This is a genomic window from Jatrophihabitans sp. YIM 134969, assembly GCF_054456675.1.
The window spans coordinates 42,532-68,275 of record NZ_JBTJEQ010000017.1; the positions used below are offsets into that span (position 1 = coordinate 42,532).

General features: G+C 73.1%; 26 protein-coding genes. 16 read left to right on the forward strand and 10 right to left on the reverse strand.

From position 1 onward, the window contains the following. Positions 1–32: 32 nt before the first annotated feature. Together treZ and ACXR2U_RS11015 are read left to right on the forward strand one after the other, a co-directional pair. The gene (gene treZ / locus ACXR2U_RS11010; protein WP_458825062.1) at positions 33–1,844 is read left to right on the forward strand and encodes a malto-oligosyltrehalose trehalohydrolase; all 1,812 of its coding nucleotides are present in this window, start codon (positions 33–35) and stop codon (positions 1,842–1,844) included. A gap of 36 nt (positions 1,845–1,880) precedes the next feature. Next, positions 1,881–3,074, forward strand: coding sequence for an NAD(P)/FAD-dependent oxidoreductase (locus ACXR2U_RS11015; protein ID WP_458825063.1), 1,194 nt, complete (start codon positions 1,881–1,883; stop codon positions 3,072–3,074). A gap of 54 nt (positions 3,075–3,128) precedes the next feature. Here ACXR2U_RS11015 and zapE read toward each other — a convergent pair whose 3' ends face one another. Further along, entirely contained in the window at positions 3,129–4,133 is a 1,005-nt protein-coding gene (gene zapE / locus ACXR2U_RS11020; RefSeq protein WP_458825064.1) for a cell division protein ZapE, read from the reverse strand. A gap of 36 nt (positions 4,134–4,169) precedes the next feature. Between zapE and ACXR2U_RS11025 the strand changes: the two genes are divergently transcribed. The 6 genes from ACXR2U_RS11025 (at position 4,170) to ACXR2U_RS11050 (ending at position 11,359) form a co-directional block, all read left to right on the forward strand. Then, positions 4,170–4,919, forward strand: a complete 750-nt coding sequence (locus tag ACXR2U_RS11025; RefSeq protein ID WP_458825065.1) for a dihydrofolate reductase family protein — start codon at positions 4,170–4,172, stop codon at positions 4,917–4,919. Positions 4,920–4,966: 47 nt separating this feature from the next. After that, a complete protein-coding gene (locus ACXR2U_RS11030; protein ID WP_458825066.1) occupies positions 4,967–6,049 on the forward strand; it encodes an ATP-dependent DNA ligase in 1,083 nt (360 codons plus the stop codon). A gap of 52 nt (positions 6,050–6,101) precedes the next feature. Further along, entirely contained in the window at positions 6,102–7,700 is a 1,599-nt protein-coding gene (locus ACXR2U_RS11035) for an alpha/beta hydrolase (RefSeq protein WP_458825067.1), read from the forward strand. A 114-nt stretch (positions 7,701–7,814) separates the two neighbouring features. Beyond that, the gene (locus ACXR2U_RS11040) at positions 7,815–9,122 is read left to right on the forward strand and encodes a class I SAM-dependent methyltransferase (RefSeq protein WP_458825068.1); all 1,308 of its coding nucleotides are present in this window, start codon (positions 7,815–7,817) and stop codon (positions 9,120–9,122) included. Between the two features lie 137 nt (positions 9,123–9,259). Continuing rightward, positions 9,260–10,465, forward strand: a complete 1,206-nt coding sequence (locus tag ACXR2U_RS11045; RefSeq protein ID WP_458825069.1) for an IS30 family transposase — start codon at positions 9,260–9,262, stop codon at positions 10,463–10,465. 69 nt (positions 10,466–10,534) lie between these two features. Continuing rightward, positions 10,535–11,359: an EamA family transporter gene (locus tag ACXR2U_RS11050; protein WP_458825070.1), complete on the forward strand. Its 825-nt coding sequence runs from the start codon at positions 10,535–10,537 to the stop codon at positions 11,357–11,359. Positions 11,360–11,377: 18 nt separating this feature from the next. Here the strand turns inward: ACXR2U_RS11050 and ACXR2U_RS11055 are convergent, their stop codons facing one another. The 3 genes from ACXR2U_RS11055 to ACXR2U_RS11065 form a co-directional block, all read right to left on the reverse strand. Next, complete coding sequence (locus ACXR2U_RS11055; protein ID WP_458825071.1) at positions 11,378–11,854, reverse strand: group II truncated hemoglobin; 477 nt, start codon at positions 11,852–11,854, stop codon at positions 11,378–11,380. Positions 11,855–11,924: 70 nt separating this feature from the next. After that, positions 11,925–12,398, reverse strand: coding sequence for a DinB family protein (locus ACXR2U_RS11060; RefSeq protein ID WP_458825072.1), 474 nt, complete (start codon positions 12,396–12,398; stop codon positions 11,925–11,927). Then, the gene (locus ACXR2U_RS11065; protein ID WP_458825073.1) at positions 12,395–13,327 is read right to left on the reverse strand and encodes an NAD(P)/FAD-dependent oxidoreductase; all 933 of its coding nucleotides are present in this window, start codon (positions 13,325–13,327) and stop codon (positions 12,395–12,397) included. The genes ACXR2U_RS11060 and ACXR2U_RS11065 overlap by 4 nt, the downstream gene beginning before the upstream one ends. Before the next feature lie 65 nt (positions 13,328–13,392). On the opposite strand from ACXR2U_RS11065, the gene ACXR2U_RS11070 reads away from it, so the two are divergent. After that, positions 13,393–13,977, forward strand: a complete 585-nt coding sequence (locus ACXR2U_RS11070) for a helix-turn-helix domain-containing protein (RefSeq protein ID WP_458825074.1) — start codon at positions 13,393–13,395, stop codon at positions 13,975–13,977. Between the two features lie 109 nt (positions 13,978–14,086). Here the strand turns inward: ACXR2U_RS11070 and ligD are convergent, their stop codons facing one another. Further along, positions 14,087–15,130 carry a non-homologous end-joining DNA ligase gene (gene ligD / locus ACXR2U_RS11075; protein ID WP_458825075.1) on the reverse strand — a complete coding sequence of 348 codons (1,044 nt, stop codon included), beginning with the start codon at positions 15,128–15,130 and terminating at the stop codon, positions 14,087–14,089. 160 nt (positions 15,131–15,290) lie between these two features. On the opposite strand from ligD, the gene ACXR2U_RS11080 reads away from it, so the two are divergent. Together ACXR2U_RS11080 and ACXR2U_RS11085 are read left to right on the forward strand one after the other, a co-directional pair. Beyond that, positions 15,291–15,926: a SatD family protein gene (locus tag ACXR2U_RS11080; RefSeq protein ID WP_458825076.1), complete on the forward strand. Its 636-nt coding sequence runs from the start codon at positions 15,291–15,293 to the stop codon at positions 15,924–15,926. After that, the gene (locus tag ACXR2U_RS11085; protein WP_458825077.1) at positions 15,923–16,666 is read left to right on the forward strand and encodes a hypothetical protein; all 744 of its coding nucleotides are present in this window, start codon (positions 15,923–15,925) and stop codon (positions 16,664–16,666) included. The genes ACXR2U_RS11080 and ACXR2U_RS11085 overlap by 4 nt, the downstream gene beginning before the upstream one ends. A 24-nt stretch (positions 16,667–16,690) precedes the next feature. Here ACXR2U_RS11085 and ACXR2U_RS11090 read toward each other — a convergent pair whose 3' ends face one another. Further along, positions 16,691–17,725 (reverse strand): alanine racemase, encoded by a 1,035-nt coding sequence (locus ACXR2U_RS11090; RefSeq protein ID WP_458825078.1) that lies wholly within the window; start codon positions 17,723–17,725, stop codon positions 16,691–16,693. 38 nt (positions 17,726–17,763) lie between these two features. Here ACXR2U_RS11090 and msrB point away from each other — a divergent pair, with 38 nt between their 5' ends. After that, positions 17,764–18,195: a peptide-methionine (R)-S-oxide reductase MsrB gene (gene msrB, locus ACXR2U_RS11095; protein WP_458825079.1), complete on the forward strand. Its 432-nt coding sequence runs from the start codon at positions 17,764–17,766 to the stop codon at positions 18,193–18,195. Position 18,196: 1 nt separating this feature from the next. Here msrB and trhA read toward each other — a convergent pair whose 3' ends face one another. The 3 genes from trhA to hemG form a co-directional block, all read right to left on the reverse strand. Then, positions 18,197–18,817 (reverse strand): PAQR family membrane homeostasis protein TrhA, encoded by a 621-nt coding sequence (gene trhA / locus ACXR2U_RS11100; RefSeq protein ID WP_458825112.1) that lies wholly within the window; start codon positions 18,815–18,817, stop codon positions 18,197–18,199. Positions 18,818–18,906: 89 nt separating this feature from the next. Next, complete coding sequence (gene hemQ / locus ACXR2U_RS11105) at positions 18,907–19,599, reverse strand: hydrogen peroxide-dependent heme synthase (protein WP_458825080.1); 693 nt, start codon at positions 19,597–19,599, stop codon at positions 18,907–18,909. 40 nt (positions 19,600–19,639) lie between these two features. After that, positions 19,640–21,001 carry a protoporphyrinogen oxidase gene (gene hemG, locus ACXR2U_RS11110; RefSeq protein ID WP_458825081.1) on the reverse strand — a complete coding sequence of 454 codons (1,362 nt, stop codon included), beginning with the start codon at positions 20,999–21,001 and terminating at the stop codon, positions 19,640–19,642. 35 nt (positions 21,002–21,036) lie between these two features. Between hemG and ACXR2U_RS11115 the strand changes: the two genes are divergently transcribed. Both ACXR2U_RS11115 and ACXR2U_RS11120 read left to right on the forward strand, forming a co-directional pair. After that, entirely contained in the window at positions 21,037–22,248 is a 1,212-nt protein-coding gene (locus tag ACXR2U_RS11115; protein ID WP_458825082.1) for an aminopeptidase, read from the forward strand. Between the two features lie 26 nt (positions 22,249–22,274). Next, the gene (locus ACXR2U_RS11120; RefSeq protein ID WP_458825083.1) at positions 22,275–23,183 is read left to right on the forward strand and encodes a sulfotransferase; all 909 of its coding nucleotides are present in this window, start codon (positions 22,275–22,277) and stop codon (positions 23,181–23,183) included. Between the two features lie 15 nt (positions 23,184–23,198). Here ACXR2U_RS11120 and hemE read toward each other — a convergent pair whose 3' ends face one another. Further along, the gene (gene hemE, locus ACXR2U_RS11125; RefSeq protein ID WP_458825113.1) at positions 23,199–24,284 is read right to left on the reverse strand and encodes a uroporphyrinogen decarboxylase; all 1,086 of its coding nucleotides are present in this window, start codon (positions 24,282–24,284) and stop codon (positions 23,199–23,201) included. A gap of 528 nt (positions 24,285–24,812) precedes the next feature. On the opposite strand from hemE, the gene ACXR2U_RS11130 reads away from it, so the two are divergent. Both ACXR2U_RS11130 and ACXR2U_RS11135 read left to right on the forward strand, forming a co-directional pair. Next, entirely contained in the window at positions 24,813–25,070 is a 258-nt protein-coding gene (locus tag ACXR2U_RS11130) for a hypothetical protein (protein WP_458825084.1), read from the forward strand. Then, positions 25,067–25,711 (forward strand): DUF3000 domain-containing protein, encoded by a 645-nt coding sequence (locus ACXR2U_RS11135; protein WP_458825085.1) that lies wholly within the window; start codon positions 25,067–25,069, stop codon positions 25,709–25,711. The genes ACXR2U_RS11130 and ACXR2U_RS11135 overlap by 4 nt, the downstream gene beginning before the upstream one ends. Positions 25,712–25,744: the final 33 nt, after the last annotated feature.

Sequence of the window (25,744 nt, forward strand, 5' to 3'; positions counted from 1 at the left end):
GGCTCCCCGACGAGATCATCCCGAGGAGACAGGTGCACCAGTTCGACGTCTGGGCGCCCGCGGTCGAGCGCGTCCGCGTGCTGACCGCCGGCGGTTCCGGTTCCACGCCCGAAGCCGTCAGCGAGCTGGCGGCGACCGGGGACGGCTGGTGGTCGGCCACGGTCGACGACGCCGGCCCCGGCACCGACTACGCCTTCCTCCTCGGCGACGACGCGGAGGACGGCTCGCGACCGCCCGAACGCCCGGACCCGCGCAGCCGCTGGCTGCCCGACGGCGTGCACGGCCGGTCCCGGGTCTACGACCCCGACGCCTTCGCGTGGTCCGACGACGCCTGGACGGGGCGGCCGCTGCCCGGAGCGCTGTACTACGAGTTGCACGTTGCAACGTTCACGCCGGGAGCGACGTTCGACAGCGCCGTCGAGCGGCTCGACCACCTGGTCTCGCTCGGCGTGACCCACGTCGAGGTGCTGCCGGTCAACGGCGTCAACGGCACCTGGAACTGGGGTTACGACGGCGTGGCCTGGTACGCCGTCCACGAACCCCTCGGCGGCCCCGACGGCTTCAAGCGGTTCGTGGACGCCTGCCACGTGCGCGGGTTGGCGGTGGTGCTCGACGTCGTCTACAACCACCTCGGCCCGAGCGGCAACTACCTGCCCGAGTTCGGCCCGTACCTCAAGACCGGCCGCTCGACCTGGGGCGACCTGATCAACCTCGACGGCGCCGGATCCGACGCCGTGCGCGCCTACATCGTCGACAACGTGCGGCAGTGGCTCACCGAGTTCCACCTCGACGGACTGCGTCTCGACGCCGTGCACGCCCTGGCCGACGAGAGCCCGCGGCACATCCTGCAGGAGATCGCCGACGCCGTCGACGAGTTGCGGCCAGCTGCGCGCCGGCCGCTGACGCTCGTGGCCGAGTCGGACCTCAACGACCCGCGCATGATCACGCCGCGGGAGGCGGGCGGCGAGGGCATGGACGGCCAGTGGACCGACGACGTCCACCACGCCCTGCACAGCAACCTGACCGGCGAGACCCAGGGGTACTACGCCGACTTCCACGGCTTGGACGTGCTGGCGAAGGTGTACACGCACGCCTTCTTCCACGACGGCACCTACTCGTCGTTCCGCGGCCGCAAGCACGGCCGGCCGGTCGATCGCAGCCTCACGCCCGGCTACCGGTTCGTGGTGTTCCTGCAGGACCACGACCAGGTGGGCAACCGGGCGGTCGGCAACCGGCTGCCGGAGCTGACCTCGCACGCCCGCCTGAAGATCGGCGCGACGTTGCTGTACACCTCGCCGTTCACGCCCATGCTCTGGATGGGTGAGGAGTGGGCCGCGTCGACCCGCTGGCCGTTCTTCACCTCGCACCCCGAGAAGGACCTCGGCGAGGCCGTCAGCAAGGGACGGCTGGAGGAGTTCGACGGTCACGGCTGGGACCTGTCGACGATGATCGACCCGCAGGACCCCGCCGCCTACCGGGAGGCCGTCCTGGCCTGGGACGAGATCGAGAGCGAGGGGCACGGCGACGTACTCGCCGTGTACCGGGAGCTCGCCCGCCTGCGCCGCCAGCACGCCGACCTCGCCGACCCGCGCCTCGACCTCGTGCAGGTCGACTTCTCCGAGGACGACGGCTGGTTCGCCCTGCACCGCGGGGCGTTCCGTGTCGCCGTCAACTTCGCCGACCACCCACAGGACGTGCCTGTGGGCGGCGAGGTGCGAGAGGTGGTCTTCTCGACCGCGCCGACCGAGCTGACCGCCACGTCGGGAAGCATCGACGGTGTCGGCCAGACCGGCACCCTCCACGACCTGCCAGCCGAGACCGCGGTCATCGTCCGCGTCCGGTAGTTCCCACACCGTGCTCAAACCAGGAGGCACACACCCATGAGCGTCGTCATCGTCGGAGCCGGCCAGGCCGGAGCCACCACCGCCGCCGAGTTGCGCAAGGTCGGCTACACCGAGCCCATCACGCTGCTCGGCGCCGAACCCGATGCCCCCTACGAACGTCCGCCGCTGTCCAAGGGCTACCTCGCGGGCGACGACACCGCGTTCACGCCGATCGAGGTGCCGGACGACGTCGACGTGCGCACCGGCGTCACGGTCACGGCGGTCGACGCCGACGCGAAGACCGTCACCGCCGACGGCGAGACCGTCCCGTGGGATTCGCTGGTCATCGCCACGGGCGTCGAACCGCTCGTGCTCGACATCCCCGGCGCGGACAAGGCGTTCTACATCCGCACCAAGGAGGACTCCGACCGGCTCCGGGCTGCGTTGCAGGATGCAACGAAGGTCGTGGTGGTCGGCGGCAGCTGGTTGGGGCTCGAGGTCGCGGCCGCGGCACGGCAGCGCGGGGCCGAGGTCACCGTGGTCGCCGACACCCCGCAGCTGACCAAGATGGGCCCGGTCATCGGCGGGATCTACCAGGCCGTGCACGAGGAGCACGGCGTCCAGGTGCGCCTCGACGCCGACGTCGCGCAGGTGCTCGTCGAGGACGGGAAGGCCGTCGGGATCGAGTTCGCCGACGGCACGGCCGAGGCGGCCGACGTCGTCGTCATGGCGGTGGGTTCGAAGCCGCGTCTCGATCTCGCGAAGGCCGCCGGCTGCGAGATCGACGAGAACACCCAGGGCGTGGCCGTCGACGGGTCGCTGCGGACCTCGGTGCCGGGCATCTGGGCCGTCGGCGACATCGCCGCCATCGACAACCCCGTCACCGGCGCCCGTTCCCGCGTCGAGCACTGGGCCTTGGCCCTCGACGGCGCCAAGATCGCGGCGCACTCGATCGCTGGCACGGAGCGTGACGTCGTCGACTTCCTGCCGTTCTTCTTCTCCGACCAGTTCGACTTCTCCATGGAGATCGCCGGGCCGCCCAACCCGAACGCCACCATCGTGTTCCGTGGCTCGACCGAACCGCCGCGCGAGTTCATCGCGTTCTGGCAGATGGACGACGGCAAGGTGGTGGCAGCGATGAACGCCAACACCTGGGACGTCACCGACGACCTGCAGGCGCTCATCAAGTCCGGCAAGCCGGTCGCCCGCGAACGCCTCGAGGACCCCTCGATCCCCATCACCGAGCTGTAGAGCCGAATTCTGTGTACTCCTGCAGCCTGACGACCCAGGAGTACACAGAATTCGTCAGTTCAGTCGGGCGAGGGCGACGAGGCGGCTGATGGCGCGGCGGTACTTCTTGCGGTAACCGCCCGCGAGCATGGCGTCGTCGAAGAGCTGGTCCAGCGGGACGCCGGACGTGACCAGCGGGATCTGCCGGTCGTAGACGCGGTCGGCGAAGACCACCAGCCGCAGGCCGACGTTCTGGTCGTGCACCGTCTCCACCCCGGTGAGCCCGATCAGTGGCACACCGTCGACCAGCGCGCCGTACCGCGACGGGTGCAGGGCCGCCAGGCGCGTGGTGAGGTCGGCGAAGCCGTCGAGCGTGGCGCCGTCGACCCGGTCGACCCGGGTGGCGACGTCGGCGTCCGAGCCGGGCGCCGGCGGCTCCGGCAGCCCGCGGTGCCGGAAGTCGGGGCCGTCGACCCGCACCGAGGTGAACCGGGCCGCGAGGCCCTGGATCTCGCGCAGGAAGTCCTCGGTCGCGAACCGGTCCTCGCCGAGCCGGTCGGGCAGCGTGTTGGAGGTCGCCGCGAGCGCCACCCCGGCTTCCGCAAGCCGGGCGAGCAGCGTCGAGACCAGCACGGTGTCGCCGGGGTCGTCGAGTTCGAACTCGTCGATGGCCAGCAGCGACATCGGCGCCAGGGCCTCGACCAGCTGGTGGAACCCGAGCGCTCCGGCGAGGTGGGTGAGTTCGACGAACGTGGCGTACGCGCGTGGCTCGGGGGCGGCGTGCCAGAGCGAGGCCAGCAGGTGCGTCTTGCCGACCCCGAAGCCGCCGTCGAGGTAGATGCCGTGGGCTGCGGGAGTGGCGTCGCCCCGGCCGAACAGCCGCTTCCTCCTCGGTCGCCGGTCCCCCAGCGTCGCGGCGAACCGCTCGACCGCTGTCAGGGCCGCGGCCTGCGTCGGCTCGGCCGGGTCGGGCCGGTAGGTGTCGAAGCCGACGTCGTCGAACAGAGGCGGGGGCACCAGACCGGCGACCAACTGCTCCGGACTCACCGACGGCGTGCGGTCGGCGAGGTGGGCGGGCACGGGGCGCGAGAGTAGTCGCGGGGCAGACTGCCCTCCGTGCGTGCGCTGCTGCCCCCCGAGACCGGCGAGGTCGACGTCCACGACTGGTACGCCCGTGACTGGGTCGACGGCGGCGGGGTGCGGGTCAACTTCATCGCCTCGGTCGACGGCGGGATCACCGTCGACGGCGCGTCCCGCGGCCTGCAGACCCCGGGCGACAACCGGGTGTTCGCCGCGCTGCGCGACCTCGCCGACGTCGTGCTGGTGGCCTCGGGCACAGCGAAGGCCGAGGGCTACCAGACGGTGACGCTCTCCGACCGACGCCGGCAGTGGCGGCGCGAGCACGGTTTCGGCGAGTGGTTGCCGACCGCCGTGGTCACCGGGCGCCTCGATCTCGACCCGACGTCGGGCCTGTTCGTCGGCGAGAACCACGACCGCAACCGGACGATGGTGGTCACCCACGCCCGGTCCGACGCCGGCCGCCGGGCCGCGCTGGCCGAGGTCGCGGACGTCGTCGTGGCGGGCGAGGACAGCGTCGACCTCGCCGCTGCCCGCGCCGCGCTCGAGGAGCGCGGCCTCACCCGCGTCCTGTGCGAGGGCGGGCCGTCGCTGTTCGCCGCGCTCGCCCGGGCCGGGGTCGCCGACGAACTCGACCTGTCCGTCTCCCCCCTGCTGGTCGGGCCGGGCAGCCCGCGCATCGTCGGCGGTGAGGCCTGGGACGGCCCGCCGCTCGACCTGCGCCTGCACGCCCTGCTCGAGGAGGACGACGCGCTGTTCGCCCGCTACCGACTCGGGGACCCGTCGTGACGGTGCCGTTCCTGCGCCCGCGGCCCTGACTCGGGCACGATGACCGCGTGGACCTCCCCGTCATGCCGCCGGTCGCGCCCATGCTGGCCAAGTCCGTCCCGACCATCCCCGCCGGGGCCTCGTACGAGCCCAAGTGGGACGGCTTCCGCTCGTTGATCTACCGCGACGGCGACGAGGTCGAGTTCGGCAGCCGCAACGAGAAGCCGATGACCCGTTACTTCCCGGAGCTGGTCGAGGCCGTGCTGCGCGAACTCCCGGAACGGTGCGTGCTCGACGGCGAGATCGTCATCGCCACCGCCGACGGCCTGGACTTCGAGGCGCTGCAGCAACGCGTCCACCCGGCGGTCTCGCGGGTGACGATGCTCTCGCAGAAGACGCCCGCCTCCTTCGTCGCGTTCGACCTGCTCGCCCTCGGCGACGAGGACTACACGAGGCGGCCGTTCCGCGAGCGGCGCGCCGCGCTCGAGGCCGCGCTGGCGGACGTGAAGGCGCCGATCCACCTCACCCCGACCACCGACGACCTCGAGGTGGCGAACCGGTGGTTCGTCGAACTCGAGGGCGCGCACCTCGACGGCGTGATCGCCAAACCCCTCGACGGCACCTACCAGCCCGACAAGCGGGTCATGTTCAAGATCAAGCACGTCCGGACCGCCGACTGCGTGCTGGCCGGGTTCCGCTGGCACAAGACCTCGACCGAGGCGGCACCGCTCGTCGGCTCGCTGCTGCTCGGGCTGTTCAACGACGACGGCAGGTTGCAGCACGTCGGCGTCGTCGGGGCGTTCACGGCGCAGCGGCGCGCCGACCTGGTCACCGAGCTCGAACCCCTGCTGCTCGGTGAGGGCGACACCCACCCGTGGCAGGAGTGGGCGAACGCCGAGGCCCACGCCGGGCAACGGCTGCCGGGCGCGGTGAGCCGGTGGAACGCCACGAAGGACCTCTCGTTCGTGCCGCTGCGGCCCGAGCGGGTGCTGGAGGTCAAGTACGAACACATGGAGGGCGACCGGTTCCGGCACCTCGCCCACTTCGTGCGCTGGCGCGACGACCGCACCCCGGAGTCCTGCACCTACGAGCAGCTGGAGCAGCCGCTCACCTACGCCCTCGACGACATCGTCCCCGGCCTGGGGCGCTGACACCGTCAGGTCCACAGCGCCGGAGGGGCCCGGGCTCGGTACCGTGCCTCGCGTGCTCCGTGGGTGGCGTCGCCGTGTCCTGCTGCCGCTCGCCGCGGTGGCGGCCCTGACGGTCGCCGGCTGCACCGTCCAGACCTCGGGCGAGGGCGTCCGGGCCAGCGCGCCGTCGACCGCGGCCCCGACCGCCTCGGCCACCCCGTCGCCCACCCCCACCGACGTCGCGAGCATCGACTTCACCGACTGCACCAAGCTCGTCGACCCCGAGAGCGCGGGGGTGCCGTCGTCGCGGGCGGCGAACCTGGTCATCAGCTGCGGCAAGCTCGCGGTCCCCCGCGACTACAGCAAGCCCACGGCGGGCGACCTCGACCTCTACGTCCTGAAGATCCACGACGACGCCTCGACCGGGCAGAAGCCGATGATCGTCAACCCCGGCGGACCGGGCGGGTCGAGCGTCAGCCTCGCGATCAGCCTGGCGGGCGCGGTGTCCGACGACGTCCTCTCGACCTACGACATCGTCGGGGTCGACCCACGCGGGGTCGGACTGTCCTCGCCGATCACGTGCCTCACCGACGCCCAGAAGGACTCGGTGTTCGCCGCCGCGCCGGATGTCCGGACCGCCGCCGGCATCTCCCAGGCCAAGACCCTCGCCGCCGCGTGGGTGCGCGGCTGCCAGGCGGCGACGAAGGCCGACGGGTCGGCGCTGGGCGACTACAACACCGTGTACGCGGCCCGCGACATGGACCAGGTCCGCACCGCCCTCGGCGCCGACGCCCTGGACTACCTCGGCTTCTCGTACGGCACGCTGCTGGGCTCGGTGTACGCGACCCAGTTCCCGGAAACGGTCGGACGCATGGTGCTCGACGGCGCCGTCGACCCCTCGGTGAACTTCCAGCAGAGCTCGGAGACCCAGCTCAAGGGGTTCGAGGAGGCGTTCGGGCAGTTCGCGGCCGACTGCAGGACCAAGTCCGCCTGCGCCGCGATGGGCGACCCGGCCACGGCCGTCACCGCACTGGCCCGCAGGGCCGCGACCGGCGGCGGCATCCCGGTGACCGCCGCGGGCGAGAAGCGGAAGGCGACGGTCGGGGTCGTCTACAGCGCGGTGGCCGAAGCGCTCTACGACCAGGGCAGCTGGGACGCGCTGGGGCGCGCGATCGTGTCGGGCCAGAACGGCAACGGCCAGGGCCTGCTCGACCTCGCCGACCAGTACTACCAGCGCGACTCGCAGGGCCACTACACGAACCTGTTCGACGCCTTCACGCTCGTCACCTGCAACGACGGCGGCACGACGTACACCGACGCGCAACTGGCGGCGGTCGGCAAGGACTGGGCCACCCGCTACCCGGTGTTCGGGTCGTACTTCGCCGGTCAGCTCGCGATCTGCAACGGCTGGCCCGCGAGCGGTCACGCCGTGCCGACCGCCGTGCCCGCGCGGGGTTCGGCGCCGATCGTGGTGATCGGGACGCTGAACGACCCCGCCACGCCGTACGTGAACACCGCTCGGCTGGCGTCCTCGCTCGGCGTGGGGGTCGTGCTGACCTGGCAGGGACAGGGCCACACGGCGTACCTCAAGAGCCGGTGCATCGACACGGCCGTCGACACCTACCTGGTGGAGGGGACGGTCCCGGCGAAGGGCGCCACCTGCCCGGCGTAGCGCCGGTGACCGCCGACTCAGGATGCAACCGGGCGGGGCGTCCGTGACGGATCGTGACCGGGCAGGATGGGGACTCGCTGGGAGATGTCCCACGCCCGGAGCAGGAGGCAAGTCATGACCACGTCGTCCGCCGCGGTGCCCACGTCCGGACCGTCCGAGCCCGGTCCGGTCGACGCCGGCCGCTGGCCCGATGTCGCCGTCCTCCCCGAGTCGTCACGGGCGCGGGTGGCGATCGCCCGCCGGTTGTTCCTCACCGCCACGAACCGGCTGCCGGTGGCCGTGCGGTGGCCCGACGGCCGGGTGACGGGCGGCGGCGCCGGCGACCCCGCCGCGCCGGTGTTCGTCCTGCGACGCCCGGACGCGTTCTTCGCCCGGCTGGGGTCGTCCGGGACCATCGGCTTCGGCGAGGGCTACATGGCCGGTGACTGGACCGACGACGGCTCCCCCACCGGGCTCGCCGACGTCATGACCACCTTCGCCGACCGGGTCGCGACCCTCGTGCCGCCGGCGTTCCAGCACCTGCGGCGGATGGTGCTCGCCGCGATGCCCGCCTCGCAGGACAACGACATCACCGGCGCCCGCGCCAACATCAGCCACCACTACGACCTGTCGAACGACCTGTTCTCGCTGTTCCTCGACCCGACGATGACCTACTCGTCGGCCCTGTTCGACGGTGACCCGTACACGACCGCCGAGCCGCTGGTCACCGCCCAGCAGCGCAAGGTCGACACCCTGCTGGACAGCGTCGGCGTCGGCCCGGGCACGCAGGTGCTGGAGATCGGCACCGGCTGGGGCGAACTGGCCCTGCGCGCGGCCGGCCGCGGCGCCGAGGTCACGACGGTGACGATCTCGACCGAGCAGGCGGCGCTCGCCGGACGCCGGGTGCTCGAGGCCGGGGTGGCCGACCGGGTCGACATCCGGTTGCAGGACTACCGCGAGGTCCGCGGCCGCTTCGACGCCGTGGTGAGCGTCGAGATGATCGAGGCGGTCGGCGCGAACCACTGGCCGGAGTACTTCAGCGCCCTGGGCAACCTGACCGCGCCGGGCGGCCGGGTCGGCATCCAGGCCATCACGATGCCCGACGACCGCATGCGCGCCTCGCGCGACACCTACACCTGGATCCGCAAGTACATCTTCCCGGGCGGGCAGCTGCCGTCGGTCGAGTCGATCAGGGCGTCCGTGGCCGAGTTCACCGACCTGCACCCGGTGCGGCAGACGATGTTCGGCGCCCACTACGCGGCCACCCTGGCCCGCTGGCGTTCGACGTTCGAGGCGGCGGCGGGCAAGGTCCGCGGCCTCGGGTTCGACGAGACGTTCAGCCGGATGTGGTCGCTGTACCTGGCGTACTCCGAGGCGGGGTTCCGCACCGGCTACCTCGACGTCGGCCAGTTCGTCTGGGCGCGTCCGGCCCTCACGGACTGACGCTGGCGGACGCCTGGTTCTGCTGACGCCGGGCGGCTGCCCCGGTCGAGTGGCGCGTTCGTGCACCCAGTGGCGCGCTGAGACGCCCTGGATTCTGGGCGTGGTCGCAACACCCTGATGAGGGGGTGGTGGCGGATATGCCTGCTGCGTTGGATCCTGCGGTGAAGCGGGCGGTGTTCGACCGTTTGCGTGCTGGTCAGCGGCCGGTGCAGATCGCGGCTGAGATGGCCGGGGTCGGCGTGTCGGACAAGCTGGTCAGGAAGTGGCGTGCTCAGGTCGGTGGGGTGATCCCTGCGCCGGCCAAAGGCAACTGTCGGTATCTCGGTCGTGACGAGCGGTACGAGATCGCCCGGCTTCATGAGTTGGGCCGGTCGATGCGTGCGATCGGTCGGGCGCTGCGGCGGGATGTGGCGACGGTGTCGCGGGAGCTGCAACGCAACGTGGCGCCGTCGGGTCGTTACGAACCGGAGCGGGCTCACACGATGGCGGTGACGCGTCGTCGCCGACCGCAGCCGACCAAGCTGCAACGGCACCCGGCCTTGGCCGAGCGGGTCCAGTCGATGCTGGAGCAGCGGTTCTCACCGCAGGAGGTCGCCGGTCGGTTGCCGCTGCTGTTCCCCGACGATGAGTCGATGCGGATCAGTCACGAGACGATCTACCAGGCCATCTACATCCGCGACCGCGGTGAGCTGCGCCGGCAGTTGAAAGCTGACCTGCGCACCCGCCGCACCGTCCGCAGACCACACGGCAGCTCCCGGCGTGGGGTCGGCGGTGCGATCAGCGCCGACGCCCCCTCGATCCACGACCGCCCGGCCGAGATCGAGGACCGGCTGGTCCCCGGCGACTGGGAGGGTGACCTGATCGTCGGGGCCGGTGGCCGTTCGGCAGTGGGCACCTTGGTGGAGCGGGTGTCGGGTTACGTGTGTCTGCTGCACCTGCCCGACGGTCACGGCACCATGGCCGTCACCGACGCGGTCATCGCCGCATTCACCGCCCAGATCGGCGGCGCCGTCAGCGGTATCCCGGCCGGGTTGATGCGCACCCTGACCTGGGACCGCGGTTACGAGATGGCCGCCTGGCCACGGCTGCAGGCCGCCACCGACGTCAAGGTCTACTTCGCCGACCCCTACAGCCCCTGGCAACGCGGCAGCAACGAGAACACCAACGGGTTGCTGCGGGAGTACTGGCCCAGAGGCACCGACCTCAGCGTCATCGACGTCGAGCAACTCAACGCCGTCGCCGACCAACTCAACCGCCGACCTCGCAAACGACACGGCTATCACACCCCAGCCGAAGTCCTCGATAGATTCCTCGCACAAGCCGGTGTTGCGACACCTCCCTGAACCTGCCCGCACCACTCGACGGTCCGGTGCGCCACTCGACGCTGTGGACGGGCCAGTTAGCGTGCCGGGGTGACCGTCGTCCTCGGCCTGCTCGCGGCGATCGCGTACGGACTGTCCGACTTCGCCGGTGGCCTCGCCTCCCGCACGCGGGGGGCGACGACCGTCCTGCTGCACGCCTACCCGGTCGGGGTGGTGCTCGGCCTGGTCGCGCTGCCGTTCCTCGGTGGACCGTTGTCGTGGGCAACGGTCGGTTGGGGGGTCGCCGGGGGCGTCGCCGGGCTGACCGGTGTGCTCTGCCTGTACTCGGCGCTGACCGCCGGACCCATGAGCGTCGTCTCCCCGGTCTCGGCCGTGCTCGCCGCGGCGGTGCCGGTCCTCATCGGCGTGGCGTTGGGCGAGCGGCCCGCGGTGATCGCGTGGATCGGCGTGGCGGTCGGGCTGGTGGCGGTCGTCCTGGTCGGGGGCGGTGGCGGATCCGGCGGCGTGCCACCCCGGGCGTTGGCCCTGGCCGGGATCGCCGGGCTCGGGTTCGGGTTGTACTTCGTGTTCCTCGCCCGCGCCGACGACGACTCCGGCGTGTGGCCGTTGCTGATCTCGCGCGTGGCCTCGGCGGTGCTCATCGTGCCGTTCGCGTGGAAGACCGGCGCCGTGGTGGCGATGCACGGCAAGGCGCTGCTGCTGGCGTTGGTCTCGGGGCTGTTCGACGCCACCGCCAACCTGGCGTTCCTGCTGGCCAGCCGCGAGGGGCTGCTCTCGCTCGCCGCGGTGCTGACCTCGCTCTACCCCGCGGTGACGGTGTTGCTGGCTGCAACGGTCCTGCGGGAACGGCCGACCCGGGTGCAGGGGGTCGGGTTGGTCGCCGCGGGCGCGGCGATCGTGCTCATCACGGTCTGACCCGACGGATCTCGCGGTTCACCCGGTCCAGGGCGGTGCCACACCCCAGCCCCACCGCGGGACCGGGGCGTGCGGCACGATCGCCGCACCGGGCCGCGAGTTGGTCATCGCGATCCGGCTGCCCCACTCGACGTACCCGAGCACGGCGGCGCGGAACTCGGGATCGTCCGGCAGGTGCGCGTCGTCGGCCGCGAGGCTCATGAGCGCGACGAACCGGTGCCGCTGCTCGGGCGTGATCGCGAGGTCGACGTGGTGGGCGACCATGGTCTCGTAGCCGCCGTGCTCCTCGGTGTAGATCGGCGGACCGCCGAACACCTCGCTCCACCAGTCGGCCACGTGCGCCCGGTGGTGCTCGCTCACACCGCCCGGGAACATCGGCGCGAGCAGGTCGTCGCGCTCGACACGGTCGTAGAAGGCGTCGATCATCCGGCGCAGCGCCGCCGGGCCGCCCGCCCAGGCGACCAGGGTCGGGACGTCGTCCCCGGGCTCGGTCACCCCGGCATGGTCGCGCGGCCCACCGTCGGCGTCCAGCGGGTTGCCGTCCTCCACCTACGCCGACTCCTGGTCACCCCGGGCGGGCGGCGAGGGTCTGCTCGCGCAGGATGTCGGCGTGGCCCGCGTGCTGCGCCAGCTCACGCAGCACCTGCAGGTACAACGCCCACACCGTGCGCTCGCCGCGGCCACCCTCGACGACGTCGTCGAGCGCGAGCGCCGCGGTCGTCCGGCGGGAGTCCTCGAGGCGGTCGCGGTAGGCGACCCGGACGGTCTCGATCGTGTCGGCCCGCCGAAGCGTGAACGACCGGTCCGGGGTCGACGCGACGCCGAGGTCGCGCAACGTCCGGCCGTCGACGGCGTGGGCGAACCAGACGGCCTCCACGAAGGTCACGTGCTTCACCAGGCCGAGCAGGGTCGTCTTCGACGGGACGAGCCGGGCGCGGGCCTCCTCCTCGGTGAGGTCGTCGAGGCTCGCGAGCAGCGCGGCGCGGTACTCGTCCAGCAGCTCGTCGAAGCGGGTCCGCGGGCCGTCCGGCGCCGTCACGCCGCGGCGGCGGTGGCGCGCCGCACCCGCTCGGCGAGGATGTCCGCGGTGACCGCGCTCGCCACGGTCATGCCCGCGGCCGACACCATGACGACCGTCGCGAACGGCTCGGCGACGTTGCCCGCGATCCAGAGTCCGGGGACGGAGGTGGCGCCCACCGGGTCGTGGACGTACCCGGTGCGTGGGTCGTCGGACTGCTCGACCCCCAGGGCCTCCAGGACGGGATCGGTGACGTCGACGTCGGGGGCGACGACGAGCGCCTGCCGGGCGAGGGTGGTGCCGTCGGCGAGGCGGACGCCGGTCAGCCGGTCGTCCTCGACGACGACCGCGTCCGCAGCGGCCGCGACGCCGATCCCGAGGGCGGCGAACTGCGCGCGCTGGTCCTCGGTGAAGGCGACCTCGTCACCCGCGAGGACCACGACGTCGTCGGACAGTTCGCGGAACAGCAGGGCCTGGTGCGCGGCGACCACCGGGTCGGTGGCGACGACGCCGATGGTCTCGCCGCGGACCTCCCAGCCGTGACAGAACGGGCAGTGCAGCACCTCGCGACCCCACCGCTCCCGCAACCCCTCGACCGCGGGCAGCCGGTCCCGCCCGCCGGTCGCGACGACCAGCCGACGGGCGGTGCGGCGCGCGCCCGAGGCGAGGGTCACCACGAAGCCGCCGTCGACCCGGGCCGCCGACGTCGCACGGTCGTGCACCACCACACCGCCGAAGCGCTCGAACTCCGCGCGCCCGCGGCGCAGCAGTTCGAGGGGGGACACGCCGTCGTGACCGAGCAGGTTGTGCACACCGGCCGCGGGCGCGTTGCGCGGTTCGCCGGCGTCCACCACCTCGACCCGCCGCCCGAAGCGGGCCACCCCGATCGCGGCGGACAGCCCCGCCGATCCCCCACCGACCACCAGTACGTCGAGCATCGTGTCGTCCATGGCTCCACCGTGCCGCAGCCGGATGCGAGGTTGCAAGGAATCTTGCACAACTGCATGCTGGGTCGATGACGGCGAAGACCGAACGCGACGTGCTGGCCGGTGTCGGGCCCCGGCTCAAGCGGCTGCGGCGAGACCGTGGCGCCACCCTGGCCGAGCTCGCCGAGGAGACCGGGCTGACCGCGAGCACGCTGTCGCGGCTGGAGAACGGCAAGGTCCGCCCGACCCTGGAGCAGCTGCTCCCGCTCGCCCGCGCCCACGGCGTGGCGCTCGACGAACTCGTCGACGCGCCGCCCACCGGCGACCCGCGCATCCACCTGCGGCCGATCCGTCGGCACGGACGCGTCTTCATCCCGCTGACCCGTCGGGCGGGCGGCATCCAGGCCTACAAGGTCATCGTCCCGCCCGAGGACCCACCCGCCAACCTGGCGTTGCGCACCCACGAGGGCTACGAGTGGTTCTACGTCATGAACGGGAGGATCCGGCTCATCCTCGGCGACCAGGACCTGACCCTGGAACCGGGCGAGGCCGCCGAGTTCGACACCCGCGAGCCGCACTGGCTCGGCAACCCCGGCCCCGAACCCGCCGAGATCCTCGCGTTGTTCGGCGTCCAGGGCGAACGCGCGCACATCGCGACGTCACCGCGCAGCTGACGCCGGTCGCCGGTCGGGGTAGGCCCTGGACCCGGACCTGAACCGACGAAAGTCCGCCTTCTGGTCGCCACCCGGGACGCGCGGTGAGGTCGACGTCCGTGGGTCGGCGTCAGATCTTCGGCTTGCGGACGTCGCCGTCCCAGTTGGCCGCCACCTTGCGTGACGGCTGGACGCGGGGCGGTTCGCCCTCCTGCTTGGGGTGGTTCGGCGGGTAGGGGGCGTCGCCGAGGCCACGGTCGGTCTCGTCGCGGTCGGCCCACTCCAGTAGCGGCGCGATGTCCCAGGGGGCGTCGTCCATGCCGGCGTGCAGGTCACCGAGGGCGGCGAAGCGGGCGGGCATGGTCGCGATGGTGAAGTCGGCGATCTCGACGTCGGCGACCTCGTCCCACCGGATCGGCGCCGACACGTACCCGGCCGGACCGCCGCGCACCGAGTACGCCGAGGCGATCGTGTGGTCGCGGGCGTTCTGGTTGTAGTCGATGAAGACCGGCTTGGTCCGCTCCTCCTTCCACCAGGCCGTCGTGACCAGCTGGGGGCAACGCCGCTCGACCTCGCGGGCGAAGGCGAGCGCACCGCGACGGACCTCGCGGAACCCGTGGTGGGGCGGGATGCGCACGTAGATGTGCAGGCCCTTGCTGCCGGAGGTCTTCGGCCACCCGACCGCACCGAGTTCGGCGAGGGTCTCCTGCACGACATAGGCGACGATGCGCGCCTCGGTCATCCCGCCGCCCGGCTGCGGGTCGAGGTCGATACGCCACTCGTCGGGGTGCTCGGTGTCGGCCCGCCGGCTGGGCCAGGTGTGGAACTCGACCGTGGACATCTGGCAGGCCCAGACGACGTCGGCGAGCTTGGTGACGCACAGTTCGTCGGCGGTGCGGCCGGACGGGAAGCGGACCTCGACGGTCTCGACCCAGTCGGGCGCGCCCTTCGGCAGCCGCTTCTGGTAGATCTTCTCGCCGCTGGTGCCGTCGGGGTAGCGGTGCAGCATGCACGGCCGTTCCCCCAAGGACCGCACGATGCCCTCGCCGACCGACTCGTAGTAGCGGATGAGGTCGAGCTTGGTCTCGCCGCGCTCGGCGAAGTAGACCCGGTCGGGGTTGCTGACCCGGACGGTCTGCTCCCCCACCTCGAGCTCGACCGCAGGTGTCGGCATCGGTCGAGCGTATCGGGGCAGGCGGCCCCGGTCGGCGGGCTCGCTGAAGGAAGGTGCTTCAGAGGGTCGATCTGAAGCACGACGCTTCAGCCGAACAGCAGTCGGCCTGAGCTGAAGCGCATGACTTCATCTCGACGAAGTGAAGTGATAGGCTTCAGTGGTGGCCGATCGCGTCTACACCCTCATCGGTGACCTCGTCGGCTCCCGGCGGTCGACGTCCCGGTCCGCCACCCAGCGGGCCCTCGCCGCGGCCCTCACCACCATCGCCGCCACCGTGCCCCTGGTCGATCGCCTCGAACCCACGGTCGGCGACGAGTTCCAGGGCACCTTCGCCACGCTCGCCGACGCCACGCTGGCCGCGGTACTGGGGCGGTTGCTGCTCGGCCACGACGGCGACGTCCGGTGCGGGATCGGGACCGGCGAACGGGAGGTCTTCGACGCCGAACGGGTTCCCCTGCTGCAGGACGGCCCGGCCTGGTGGAGCGCCCGCGCCGCCCTGGACCTGCTCGGCACGCCGGCCCACCGCCTGCACCGCACCTGGTACGACCGGGGGGCCGACGGCCCGCCCGCCGGACCGGTCAACGCCTTCCTGCTGACCCGCGACGCCCTGGTCGACCGGCTCAACGCCCGGTCCCGCTCCATGCTGATCCGCGCGCTCGGCGGGGCGACGCAACGCGAGATCGCCGCCGCCGAGGGGGTCAGCGAGTCCGCCGTGTCCCAGGCCTTCGCCCGGGGTGTCGGTGCCGTGCGGGAGGCTCAGGCCGTGTTCGCCGACGCCCACCGCCCCCAGCCGTGACCGGACTCGCCTGCTGGCTCGTCGTGGTCGGCCTCGTCGACCTCGCCCGCTCCGGCCGGGTGGTCCGGGGCACCGTGCGCACGGTCGCGCTCGGTGCCCCCGCGTTGGTCCTGCTCGCGCTGACGGCGTTCGCGGCCGGTCCGCACGGCGCGGTCGGCGTCACCGCCTGGGTGGTCGGCGGGCTCGCGCTGGTCGCGTGGCTCGTCGGTGCGGCCGACGGCTGGGCACCGTCCGGTGCGGCCCCGCTGCGGGCGTCCCGGTTGGCGTTCGGCGGGTTCGCGGTCGGCGTCGTCGCGTTCGCCGTCGCCGGCGCCCGCGCGGGTGACCCCGGCGTGCTCGACGGCCTGGTGCGCTCGTCGGTGCTCGCCGGTCGGGTGACCTCGGAACAGGCGGCGCTGGTCGCCGCCGTCGTGCTGGTGCAGTTCGGCACGGCGAACCTGCTGGTGCGGTTGCTCCTGGACCGGGTCGGTGTCCCAGCCCCGGACAACGAGAAACGCCTACGCGGTGGGCGGTTCCTCGGGCCGATGGAGCGCCTGCTCATCGTCGGGCTCGGCCTGGCCGGCAGCCTCGGGGGCGCCGCGGTCGTCGTCGCGGCCAAGGCGCTGCTGCGTTTCCCCGAGTTGCGCGAGGCCCGCCGCGGCGACCCGGGTGGCCCGAGCGACGTCACCGAGTACTTCCTGGTCGGCAGCTTCGCGAGCTGGATCGTGGCGTTCGGGAGCCTCGCGCTCGCGGCGCTGTGACCGTTGCACCGCGCAGCGGTCGTGTCAGGTGTTGCGACCCCGTGTCGACACCGGCCAGACCTCGTCACCGACGACGACCTCGTCGACGAGGTTCACCGTCGAGCACACGTGGTTGGGCACCACCCGCACCCGGTCGCCGACCGCCGGCGCGGGCGTGCCGGGCGGGATGGTCACGACCCCGTGGTGCTCCCAGATCCGTTCGATGCGCGCCGCCGGGAAGTCCGGCAGCAGGCCGTGGCCGTCGACGTAGGCGGGGCGGTCCATCCCGAGCACCTTCGCGCCGGCGTCGAGCACCACCTGGCCCGGCACGGCGTCGCTGACCACGGTGGCGGTGATCGACAGCGCCACCTGCTCGAGCGTGGCCACACCGAGGGCGACCTGCTGGGCGTCGAAGTAGACCGTCACGCCCGGGCGGAGCTCGGTGACCACGCCGGCGTCGGTGTGGGCGAACGTCGGGGTGCACCCGCCGCTGCGGACCGGCGCCTCGACACCGGCCGCGGCGAGCGACTCCCCCGCCGTCCGGAGAGCGCGGGCTTCGTCGGCGGCGGCGCTCGCGCCCGTCCCGGGGGCGTAGCCGTGCCCCGGGAACGTGAACACGCCGACGACCTCGACGCCGCGCTCCCGGGCGGCGGCGGCGAGCTCCCCGGCCAGCTCCGGCGCGACCCCCGTGCGGTGCAGCCCCGGGTCGACCTCCACCGACACCGCGACCCCCGCGGCCGCGGCCGCCTCCACCCCGGCCAGGGCGTCGACACCGACGACCACCCGGACCCGCGCCGCGAGCGCTCGCAACCGGTCGACGTCGGGGCGGACGGGGTAGGCGACCAGGACGTCGCGGTCGTGCTCGGCCAACAGGTCGGCGAACACCTCGGCCTCCCCCAGGGTCGCGACGGTCAGTCCGACCGCACCCGCCGCGAGCTGGCGGCGGGCGACGTCGACGCTCTTGTGGGTCTTCGCGTGCGGGCGCAGAGCGATGCCGCGGGAGTCGGCGAACGCCTGGGTGGCGGCGACGTTGCGGTCCAGCACGGCCGGGTCGACGACCACGAACGGGGTGAGGGGCACGTCCGGAATCCTGCCCCGTCGTCGTTCGTTCCATCGACATGACCCAGACTCCCCAGACCAGCGCCCCGAAGGTCACCAAGTCCGACGCCGAGTGGCGCGCGCAGCTCGGCCCCTCCGCGTACGCCGTGCTCCGGGAAGCGGCGACCGAGCGCCCGTACGTGGGCGAGTACACCGACAACAAGCGGGTGGGCGTCTACAGGTGCCGCGCGTGTGACGCCGAACTGTTCCGCAGCGAGGGCAAGTTCGACAGCCACTGCGGCTGGCCGAGCTTCTTCACCCCGCTCGCGGGCGAGGCGATCATCGAGAAGGTCGACCGGACCCTCGGCATGAAGCGCACCGAGGTCCTGTGCGCGACCTGCCACAGCCACCTCGGGCACGTGTTCGAGGGCGAGGGCTACGACACCCCGACCGATCTGCGGTACTGCATCAACTCGATCAGCATGACCTTCGAGGAGACCCCGCAGGCCTGAGCTACAGCAGGACGAGCCAGATCGCGAGGTAGTGGCACAGCGCCGCGACGATCGTGCAGGCGTGGAAGACCTCGTGGAAGCCGAAGGTGGCGGGGAACGGGTCGGGCCGCTTGGTGCCGTAGGCCACGCCGCCGAGCGTGTAGGCGACGCCGCCCGCGATGATCAGGACGAGGGCGGCCACGCCGCCGCCGTGCAGGATCTCGGGGAAGACGAAGACCCCGACCCAGCCGAGCGCGATGTAGAGCGGGACCCCGACCCACCGCGGGGCGCCGGGCCAGAACATGTTGAGCCCGACGCCCAGCACGGCGCCGACCCACACGGTCGCGAGCACCCAGGTCCGCGTCGGCGGCTCCAGGGCCAGGACCGCGATCGGGGTGTACGTGCCCGCGATGAACACGAAGATCATCGAGTGGTCGAGCCGTTTCATGACGGCTCGGCCCCGCGGCGACCAGTCCAACCGGTGGTAGCACCCGGAGATCGTGAACAGCGCGACGATGGTCAGGCTGTAGATCCCGGTGGCGAGCGCCGCGCCGCCGCCCTGGGTCGACCACGCGACCGTGACCAGCACGATGCCCGCGACCAGCGACACCACGGCCGCCCCGGCGTGCAGCCAGCCGCGCATGCGCGGCTTGACCGGCAGGGCGTCGAGCGCCGCGGCGACGGGGTCGTGGGCGTCCGACGGGTCGTGCGCGACCGGGCGGGCCGGCGCCGTCACGGCAGGGCCGCCACGATCTCGGCGACCTCGCGGCGCGTGCCGGTGTAGAACGGGATCTCCTCGCGGACGTGCCGCCGCGCGTCGGACCCTCGCAGGTGACGCATGAGGTCGACGATGCGGTAGAGCTCCCCCGCCTCGAACGCGAGGATCCACTCGTAGTCGCCGAGCGCGAACGAGCTGACGGTGTTGGCCCGGACGTCGGGGTAGTCCCGCGCCATCAGGCCGTGCTCCTTGAGCAGGTCGCGCCGCTCGGCGTCGGGCAGCAGGTACCACTCGTAGGAGCGCACGAACGGGTAGACGCACACGTAGCGGCCGGGCTCCTCGTCGGCGAGGAACGCCGGGACGTGGCTCTTGTTGAACTCGGCCGGCCGGTGCAGGGCCATGTTCGACCACACCGGCGTGAGGGTCTTGCCCAGCGCCGTGTGGCGGAACCGGCTGTAGGCGTCCTGGAGGGCCTCGGCCGTCTCGGCGTGCCACCAGACCATGACGTCGGCGTCGGCCCGCAGCGCGCTCACGTCGTAGGTGCCGCGGACGACGACGTCCTTCGCCGCCAGCTGTTCGAACAGCTCGTCGACCTCGGCCGAGATCGCCGACCGGTCGTCCGGGAGCGGGGTCGTGGCGGCGAACACCGACCACGCCGTGTAGCGGATGACCTCGTTGAGTTCGCGTGCCTTCTTGCCGTCGACCATGCCTCCATTGTGGACGGCCCGGCTGTGCAGGGCGGTGGGGCTAGGACCCCGAAGTCCCCAGGAGGCGGTGAGCTGCGGCACGCGCGGAGCCGATGACGGCCGGAACCCCCACGCCGTCGTACGCCGCGCCCGCCACCGCGAGCGCCGGGACCTCCGCGACGGCCGCCCGCACCACCGCGACCCGGTCGGCGTGACCGACGTCGTACTGCGGGAGCCCACCACCCCACCGGGTCACACGGGTGTCGACGGGCGCCGGGAACTCGCCGTACAGCGTGGCGAGGTCGGCGAGGGCGAGCTCGGCCAGCTGGGCGTCCGAACGTTGCAGCGTGCGGGTGTCGCCCGCGCGGCCCAGCGACATCCGGAGCCGCACCAGACCGTCGGGCGCGCCGCCCCACTTCTGCGAGCTGATGGTGACGCCCTTGACGGCCAGGCCGTCGTCGGGCGCGACGAGCAGACCGCTGCCAGCGGGGAGGTCGACGTCGCGGAACGCCGCCGAGACCACCGCCACGCTCGCGAGGTCGACCGCGCCGAGCGCGGCCGCCGCGTCGGGGGCGAGGTCCGTGAGCAGACGCGCCGCCGCCGGCGGCGGCACCGCGACCACGACCGCGTCGAACGACTCGACCGTTGCAGACGGCACCGGTCCGACCACGAGCTCGAACCCGCCGCCGACCCGACGCAGTTCCCGCACCGTCGCCCCGGAACGCACCACGAAACCGCCGCGCGTCACGAGCTCCTCCGGCAACCGGCCGAGCCCGCCGGACAGTGACCCGAACACCGGGGCGGGGGCGCCGACCGGTGCAGGGGGCAACGATCGGCGCGCCGCCTCGACCAGCGACCCGCCCGCGCGCAGGGCCTGCCACAACTGCGGGACGGTCGAGCGCAGCGACAGCCGCGCCGGGCGCCCGGCGTAGACGCCGGCCAGCAACGGCTCGACCAACCGGTCGACGACCTGCGGGCCCACACGCTCCGCGACGAGCGCACCGATCGCGACGTCGTCGGTCAAGGGCGGGAGCGGCGACGCCGTCGGCTCGGCCTCGATGCGGGCGAGCGTCTCGCGGTCGAGGACGTCCGCCACCGCCGCGGCCGAGGCCGGGACCCCCATGACCGTGCCCCGCGGCACGGGGTGCAGCGCGCCGTTCGCGCGGATGGACGCGGCCGTGGTGAGGGGGTGCACGAGTTCGAGGCCGAGCTCGGCGACCAGGTCGGCGCCCTCGGGCCGACGGACCAGCATGGCCTCGGCGCCGACGTCGACCCGTTCGCCCGCGAGGTCCGCGCGCCGCAGCTTCCCTCCGACCCGGTCGGCCGCCTCGAACACCACGACCTCGGTGCCCGGCCGTTCCCGGGTCAGGGTCCACGCGGTGGTCAGCCCGGCGATCCCGCCTCCGACGACCGCGACCCGCACGTCCACCCACAGTAGGGAGTCCTAGGGTTCACAGCATGGCCGACCGTCTCGAACGTTTCGCTGACCTCGCGGTGAGGGTGGGCGCGAACGTCCAGCCCGGCCAGGACGTCCTCGTCGCCGCGGACATCGCCCACGCGGAGATCGTCCGGGCCGTCGTGGAGCGGGCGTACGCCGCCGGCGCGCGGCGGGTCGACGTGAACTGGACCGACGGGCCGGTCCACCGCAGCGCGGTCGTCCACGCCGACGTCGAGACGCTCACCGAGTCCCCGGAGTGGCGCCTCGCGCAGGTCGCGGAGTGGGAACGACGTGGCACGGCGATGATCCGGCTCACCGGCGACCCCGACCCGCACCTGCTCGACGGCCTCGACCCCGCGAAGGTGGGCGCGAGCCCCCGCGAGCTGAGCAACGCCACGCGGCGCGCGCTGTTCTCCGGTGCGGTGACCTGGACGATCGTCGCCGCGCCGAACCCGGGCTGGGCCGAGCAGGTGTTCGGCGAGCCCGACGTCGAACGGCTGTGGGACGCCGTCGGCACCGCGATGCGCCTCGACGAGGACGACCCGGTCGCCGCCTGGCGCGAGCGCGACGCCACCCTCAGCGCGCGGGCGAAGGCCCTCGACGCCCTCGAGCTGACCTCGGTCCGCTACGTCGGGCCGGGCACCGACCTGGTCGCGGGGCTCGTGCCGGACACCCGGTGGACGGGCGGCGGGATCAGCAACGCGGCCGGCATCGGCTACATGCCGAACCTGCCGACCGAGGAGGTGTTCACCAGCCCGGACAACCGCCGGGCCGACGGGACGATCACGCTGTCCAAGCCGTTGGTGCTGCCCGGCGGCGGACTCGTCGAGGGACTCGTCGTGACGTTCGAGGGCGGACGGATCGTGGAGGTCACCGCCGACACCGGCGCCGAGGCCGTCTCGGCGCAGCTCGCCACCGACGAGGGCGCCCGCCGCCTCGGCGAGGTCTCGCTCGTCGACCGCGACTCCCGGATCGCCCGGGCGGGCATCGTCTTCCACGACACGCTGTTCGACGAGAACGCCGGCTGTCACGTCGCGTGGGGCATGAGCTTCCCGTTCGCGGTCGAGGGCGGCACCGCCATGACCCCCGAACAGCGCGCGGAGCTCGGCCTCAACGTCAGCGCCGTCCACACCGACGTCGTGGTCGGGGGCACCGGGATGACGGTCACCGGCACCGGCCCGCGCGGCGAGGTCACGATCCTGCAGCACGACGAATGGGTGCTGCCGGTCTGATCCGCGGTCGGTTCACGCTCCCGCCGGTGTTGGTCACCGGCGCGCCGCGGAGCGGGACCACCTTCGTCGGTGGTGTTCTCGCCACCGCCGCCGGGGTGCGCTTCGTGTACGAGCCGTTCAACGCCCAGATCGGGTTGACCGGCATCCCGCAGCAGTTCACGTACGTCGCCGTGGGCAGCCGGTGGGAGCCGGTCGTCGCGCCGCTGGTGGAGGACCTCCTGCACGGGCGCCCGCGCTTCCACCCCTCGACGATCGATGCGCCCGTGAGCGGACCGAAGAAGCTCCTCCGGGCCACGCTCGGTTCCCGCACCCAGGTGCACCACCGCGTCGACGTCCTGCGCGGCGGGGACCGGTGGCTGCTCAAGGATCCGATGGCCGCGCTCTCGGCCGAGTGGCTGCACCGCCGGTTCGGTGCGCCCACGGTCGTCACCGTGCGTCACCCGGCCGCGGTCGTCCACAGCTACCTGCGGTTGGGGTGGACGTTCGGGTTGGAGGACCTCGCCGCGCAACCGGACCTGGTCGAGGCCTTCGACCTCGCCGAGCTCGTCGGTCGCGGCGGCGGCTACGAGCGGGTCGAGTCCGCGGCGCGGCTGTGGGCCGCGCTGTACACCGTGTTGGGCACCGTGACCGACCGCAACGACGGCGTCCTCGCCGTGCGGCACGAGGACGTCTCGGCCCAACCGGACCGGTGGTTCGCGAAGCTCCACGCGCACGTCGGCCTGGTCTACGACCTGCGGGCGCAGCGGCACGTGCAGGCGACCACCGGTACGCACAAGCCGGCGGCCCCGACGGACGACGCCGTCCACACGTTGCGCCGGGACAGCCGCGCCGACCTCGGGCGGTGGAGACGCGATCTCGAACCCGCGGACGCCGCGACGATCCGTCGGATCACCGAGCCCGTCGCCGCGGGCTGGTACGCCGACGACGACTGGTGAGCGGGCGGCCGCGCGTCAGAGGGAGTGGACCAGCTCGACGACGCGGGTGATGACCGTCGGATCGGTGCCGGGCAGCACGCCGTGGCCGAGGTTGAAGATGTGGCCGTCGGCGGCGCGGCCCTCGGCGACGATGCGGCGGACGGCCGCCTCGACCACCGACCACTCGGCGAACAGCAGCGCCGGGTCGAGGTTGCCCTGCAGCACCAGCGGTCCGGAGGTGTCGGGGGCGGCGGCCCGCAACCGGGACGCCGCGACGTCGAGCGGGGTGCGCCAGTCGACGCCCACGACGTCGGCGCCCGCTTCGCGCATCGCCGGCAACAGCTCCGACGTGCCGACCCCGAAGTGGATGCGCGGCACGTCGCCGGTGAGGGTGGAGAAGACCCCCGTGCTGTGCGGCAGCACGAACTCGCGGTAGTCGACCTCCGACAACGCGCCCGCCCACGAGTCGAACACCTGGATCGCCGAGACGCCGGCGTCGACCTGCGCCTGCAGGAACGCCGCCGAGATCCGGGCCAACCGCCCCAGCAGCTCGTGCCACAGCGCGGGTTCGGAGTGCATGAGCGCCTTGGTCCGCGCGTGGTCCTTCGAGGGCCCGCCCTCGACCAGGTAGGACGCGAGCGTGAAGGGCGCGCCGGCGAAGCCGATGAGCGGGGTCGGGCCGAGTTCGCGCACGAGCATGGTGACGGCCTCGGTGAGGAACCCGAGGTCGGCCGGCTCGAGGTCACGCAGCGCGGCGAGGTCGGCCGCGGTGCGCACCGGGTGCTCGACGACCGGCCCGACGCCCGCGACGATGTCGACGCCCACGCCGATGGCGACGAGCGGCACCACGATGTCGGAGAACAGGATCGCGGCGTCGACGTGGTGCCGGCGCACCGGTTGCAGGGTGATCTCGGTGACGAGGTCGGGGGTCCGGCAGGCGTCGAGCATCGAGGTGCCCTGACGGATCTCGCGGTACTCCGGCAGCGACCGGCCGGCCTGACGCATGAACCACACCGGCGGCGGACCCTCGTGGCGTCCGCGGGCGGCGGCGACCAACGGCGACACCCGGGTGGGCTCGGAGGCGGTCGGGGCGGCGGTCGACGGCGACGTCACGGGACCGATGGTGGCATGCGGCGTGGGAGGGGACGTGGGTGGCGGCGTGCCGCCCCGCACCCGGCGACGGACCGGGGCGGGGCGGCACCGCGGAGCACGGGCCATGCGGCGAGCAAGGCGCTGGGCGGGGCGTCGTGGTGGTTGGCCTCGGCCCGGGTTCGACGAGGGTCGTCGAGCGGGCAGGCCCACGACGTCGGCCGGTCGGCGGCGGACCCGGCGTGGGTACCGCTGACCCGTGCTGCGACACGGCCCCGGGGCGGTACCGGCTTCTCTGCCGCCGGAACGCTGGCCTGGAACGTGCCTGCGCGACCATTCGTACCCTGTGACAGCGCTCACAGACAAGAGGGCTCACGCAGGATTCCGCTGTGCCCGGGCCCGGGGGTCTCAGCGTCTGTTGGGGACGAGATCGGGGCCCGCGTTCGGCGCGCCTGCCCACCCCGACCCGACCGCCGTGCGAACGTGGACGTCGACCACCGACCGTGCGTTCGATTCCGGCTCCCGCCGGGACCGTCGCCACGACCGCGAGGAGGCCCGACCGTGCCCCGTCCGACCCTGGCGCTGCTCCCCGCGCTCGACGGCGTCGTCCTGACCGCCGCCGGCGTCGAGGCGTTCGACTGCCCGGTGTGCGCCGCCCCGCGCGACCTCGTCGTCCCGTTCTGCGACGACGACGACGACCGCTGCGAGCCCGCCGACCTCCCCGACCGGATGTGCGCCGTCTGCGGCCTCGCACTCTCGCTCGGGCCCGCGACCCCCGAACCCCCACTCGAGATCCCGCTCACGAGAAGGGCCGGATGATGACGACGTCGGAGGTACGCACCTTGCCGACCGGACCACGCCCGGGCGAGCCCGGGACGGCGGACGATCCCGTCGCCGCCGCGCTGACCCCCGCGACGTTCTCCCGTGCGGTGGCCTCGATGGGCACGGCCGTCCTGCGGCCCGAGGTGCGGGTCGAACCCGTGCGCCCGCCGCAGCGCCTGGCGCCGTGGAGCCACGCCGTGGCCGCCGAGGTGCCGGTCGGGCGCGGTGGCGAGACCGCCGCCACCGGTCGGCTGGTGCTGCTGCACGATCCCGACGGCCACGAGGCCTGGCACGGCACGCTGCGCCTCGTCGCGTTCGCCACCGCCGAGCTCGACGACGCGATGTCGATCGACCCGATGCTGCCGGAGGTCGGGTGGTCGTGGCTGACCGACGCCCTCGCCGACCGTGACGCCGCGTTCACGGCCGCGGGCGGGACGATCACCCACACGCTGTCCTCGCGCTTCGGGGACCTCGCCGGCCCCGCCACCACGGCCTCGATCGAACTGCGGGCGTCGTGGACGGCTCTGGACGCCGACCTCGGACCGCACCTGCAGGCGTTCGTGGACGTCCTCGCCGCCGCCGCGGGCCTGCCGCCCGAGGGGGTCGCGGTGCTCGACGCCGCCCGGCGACGCAGCTGAGCCCCACCGTCGACACCCCCGCGTCCGCCGGGA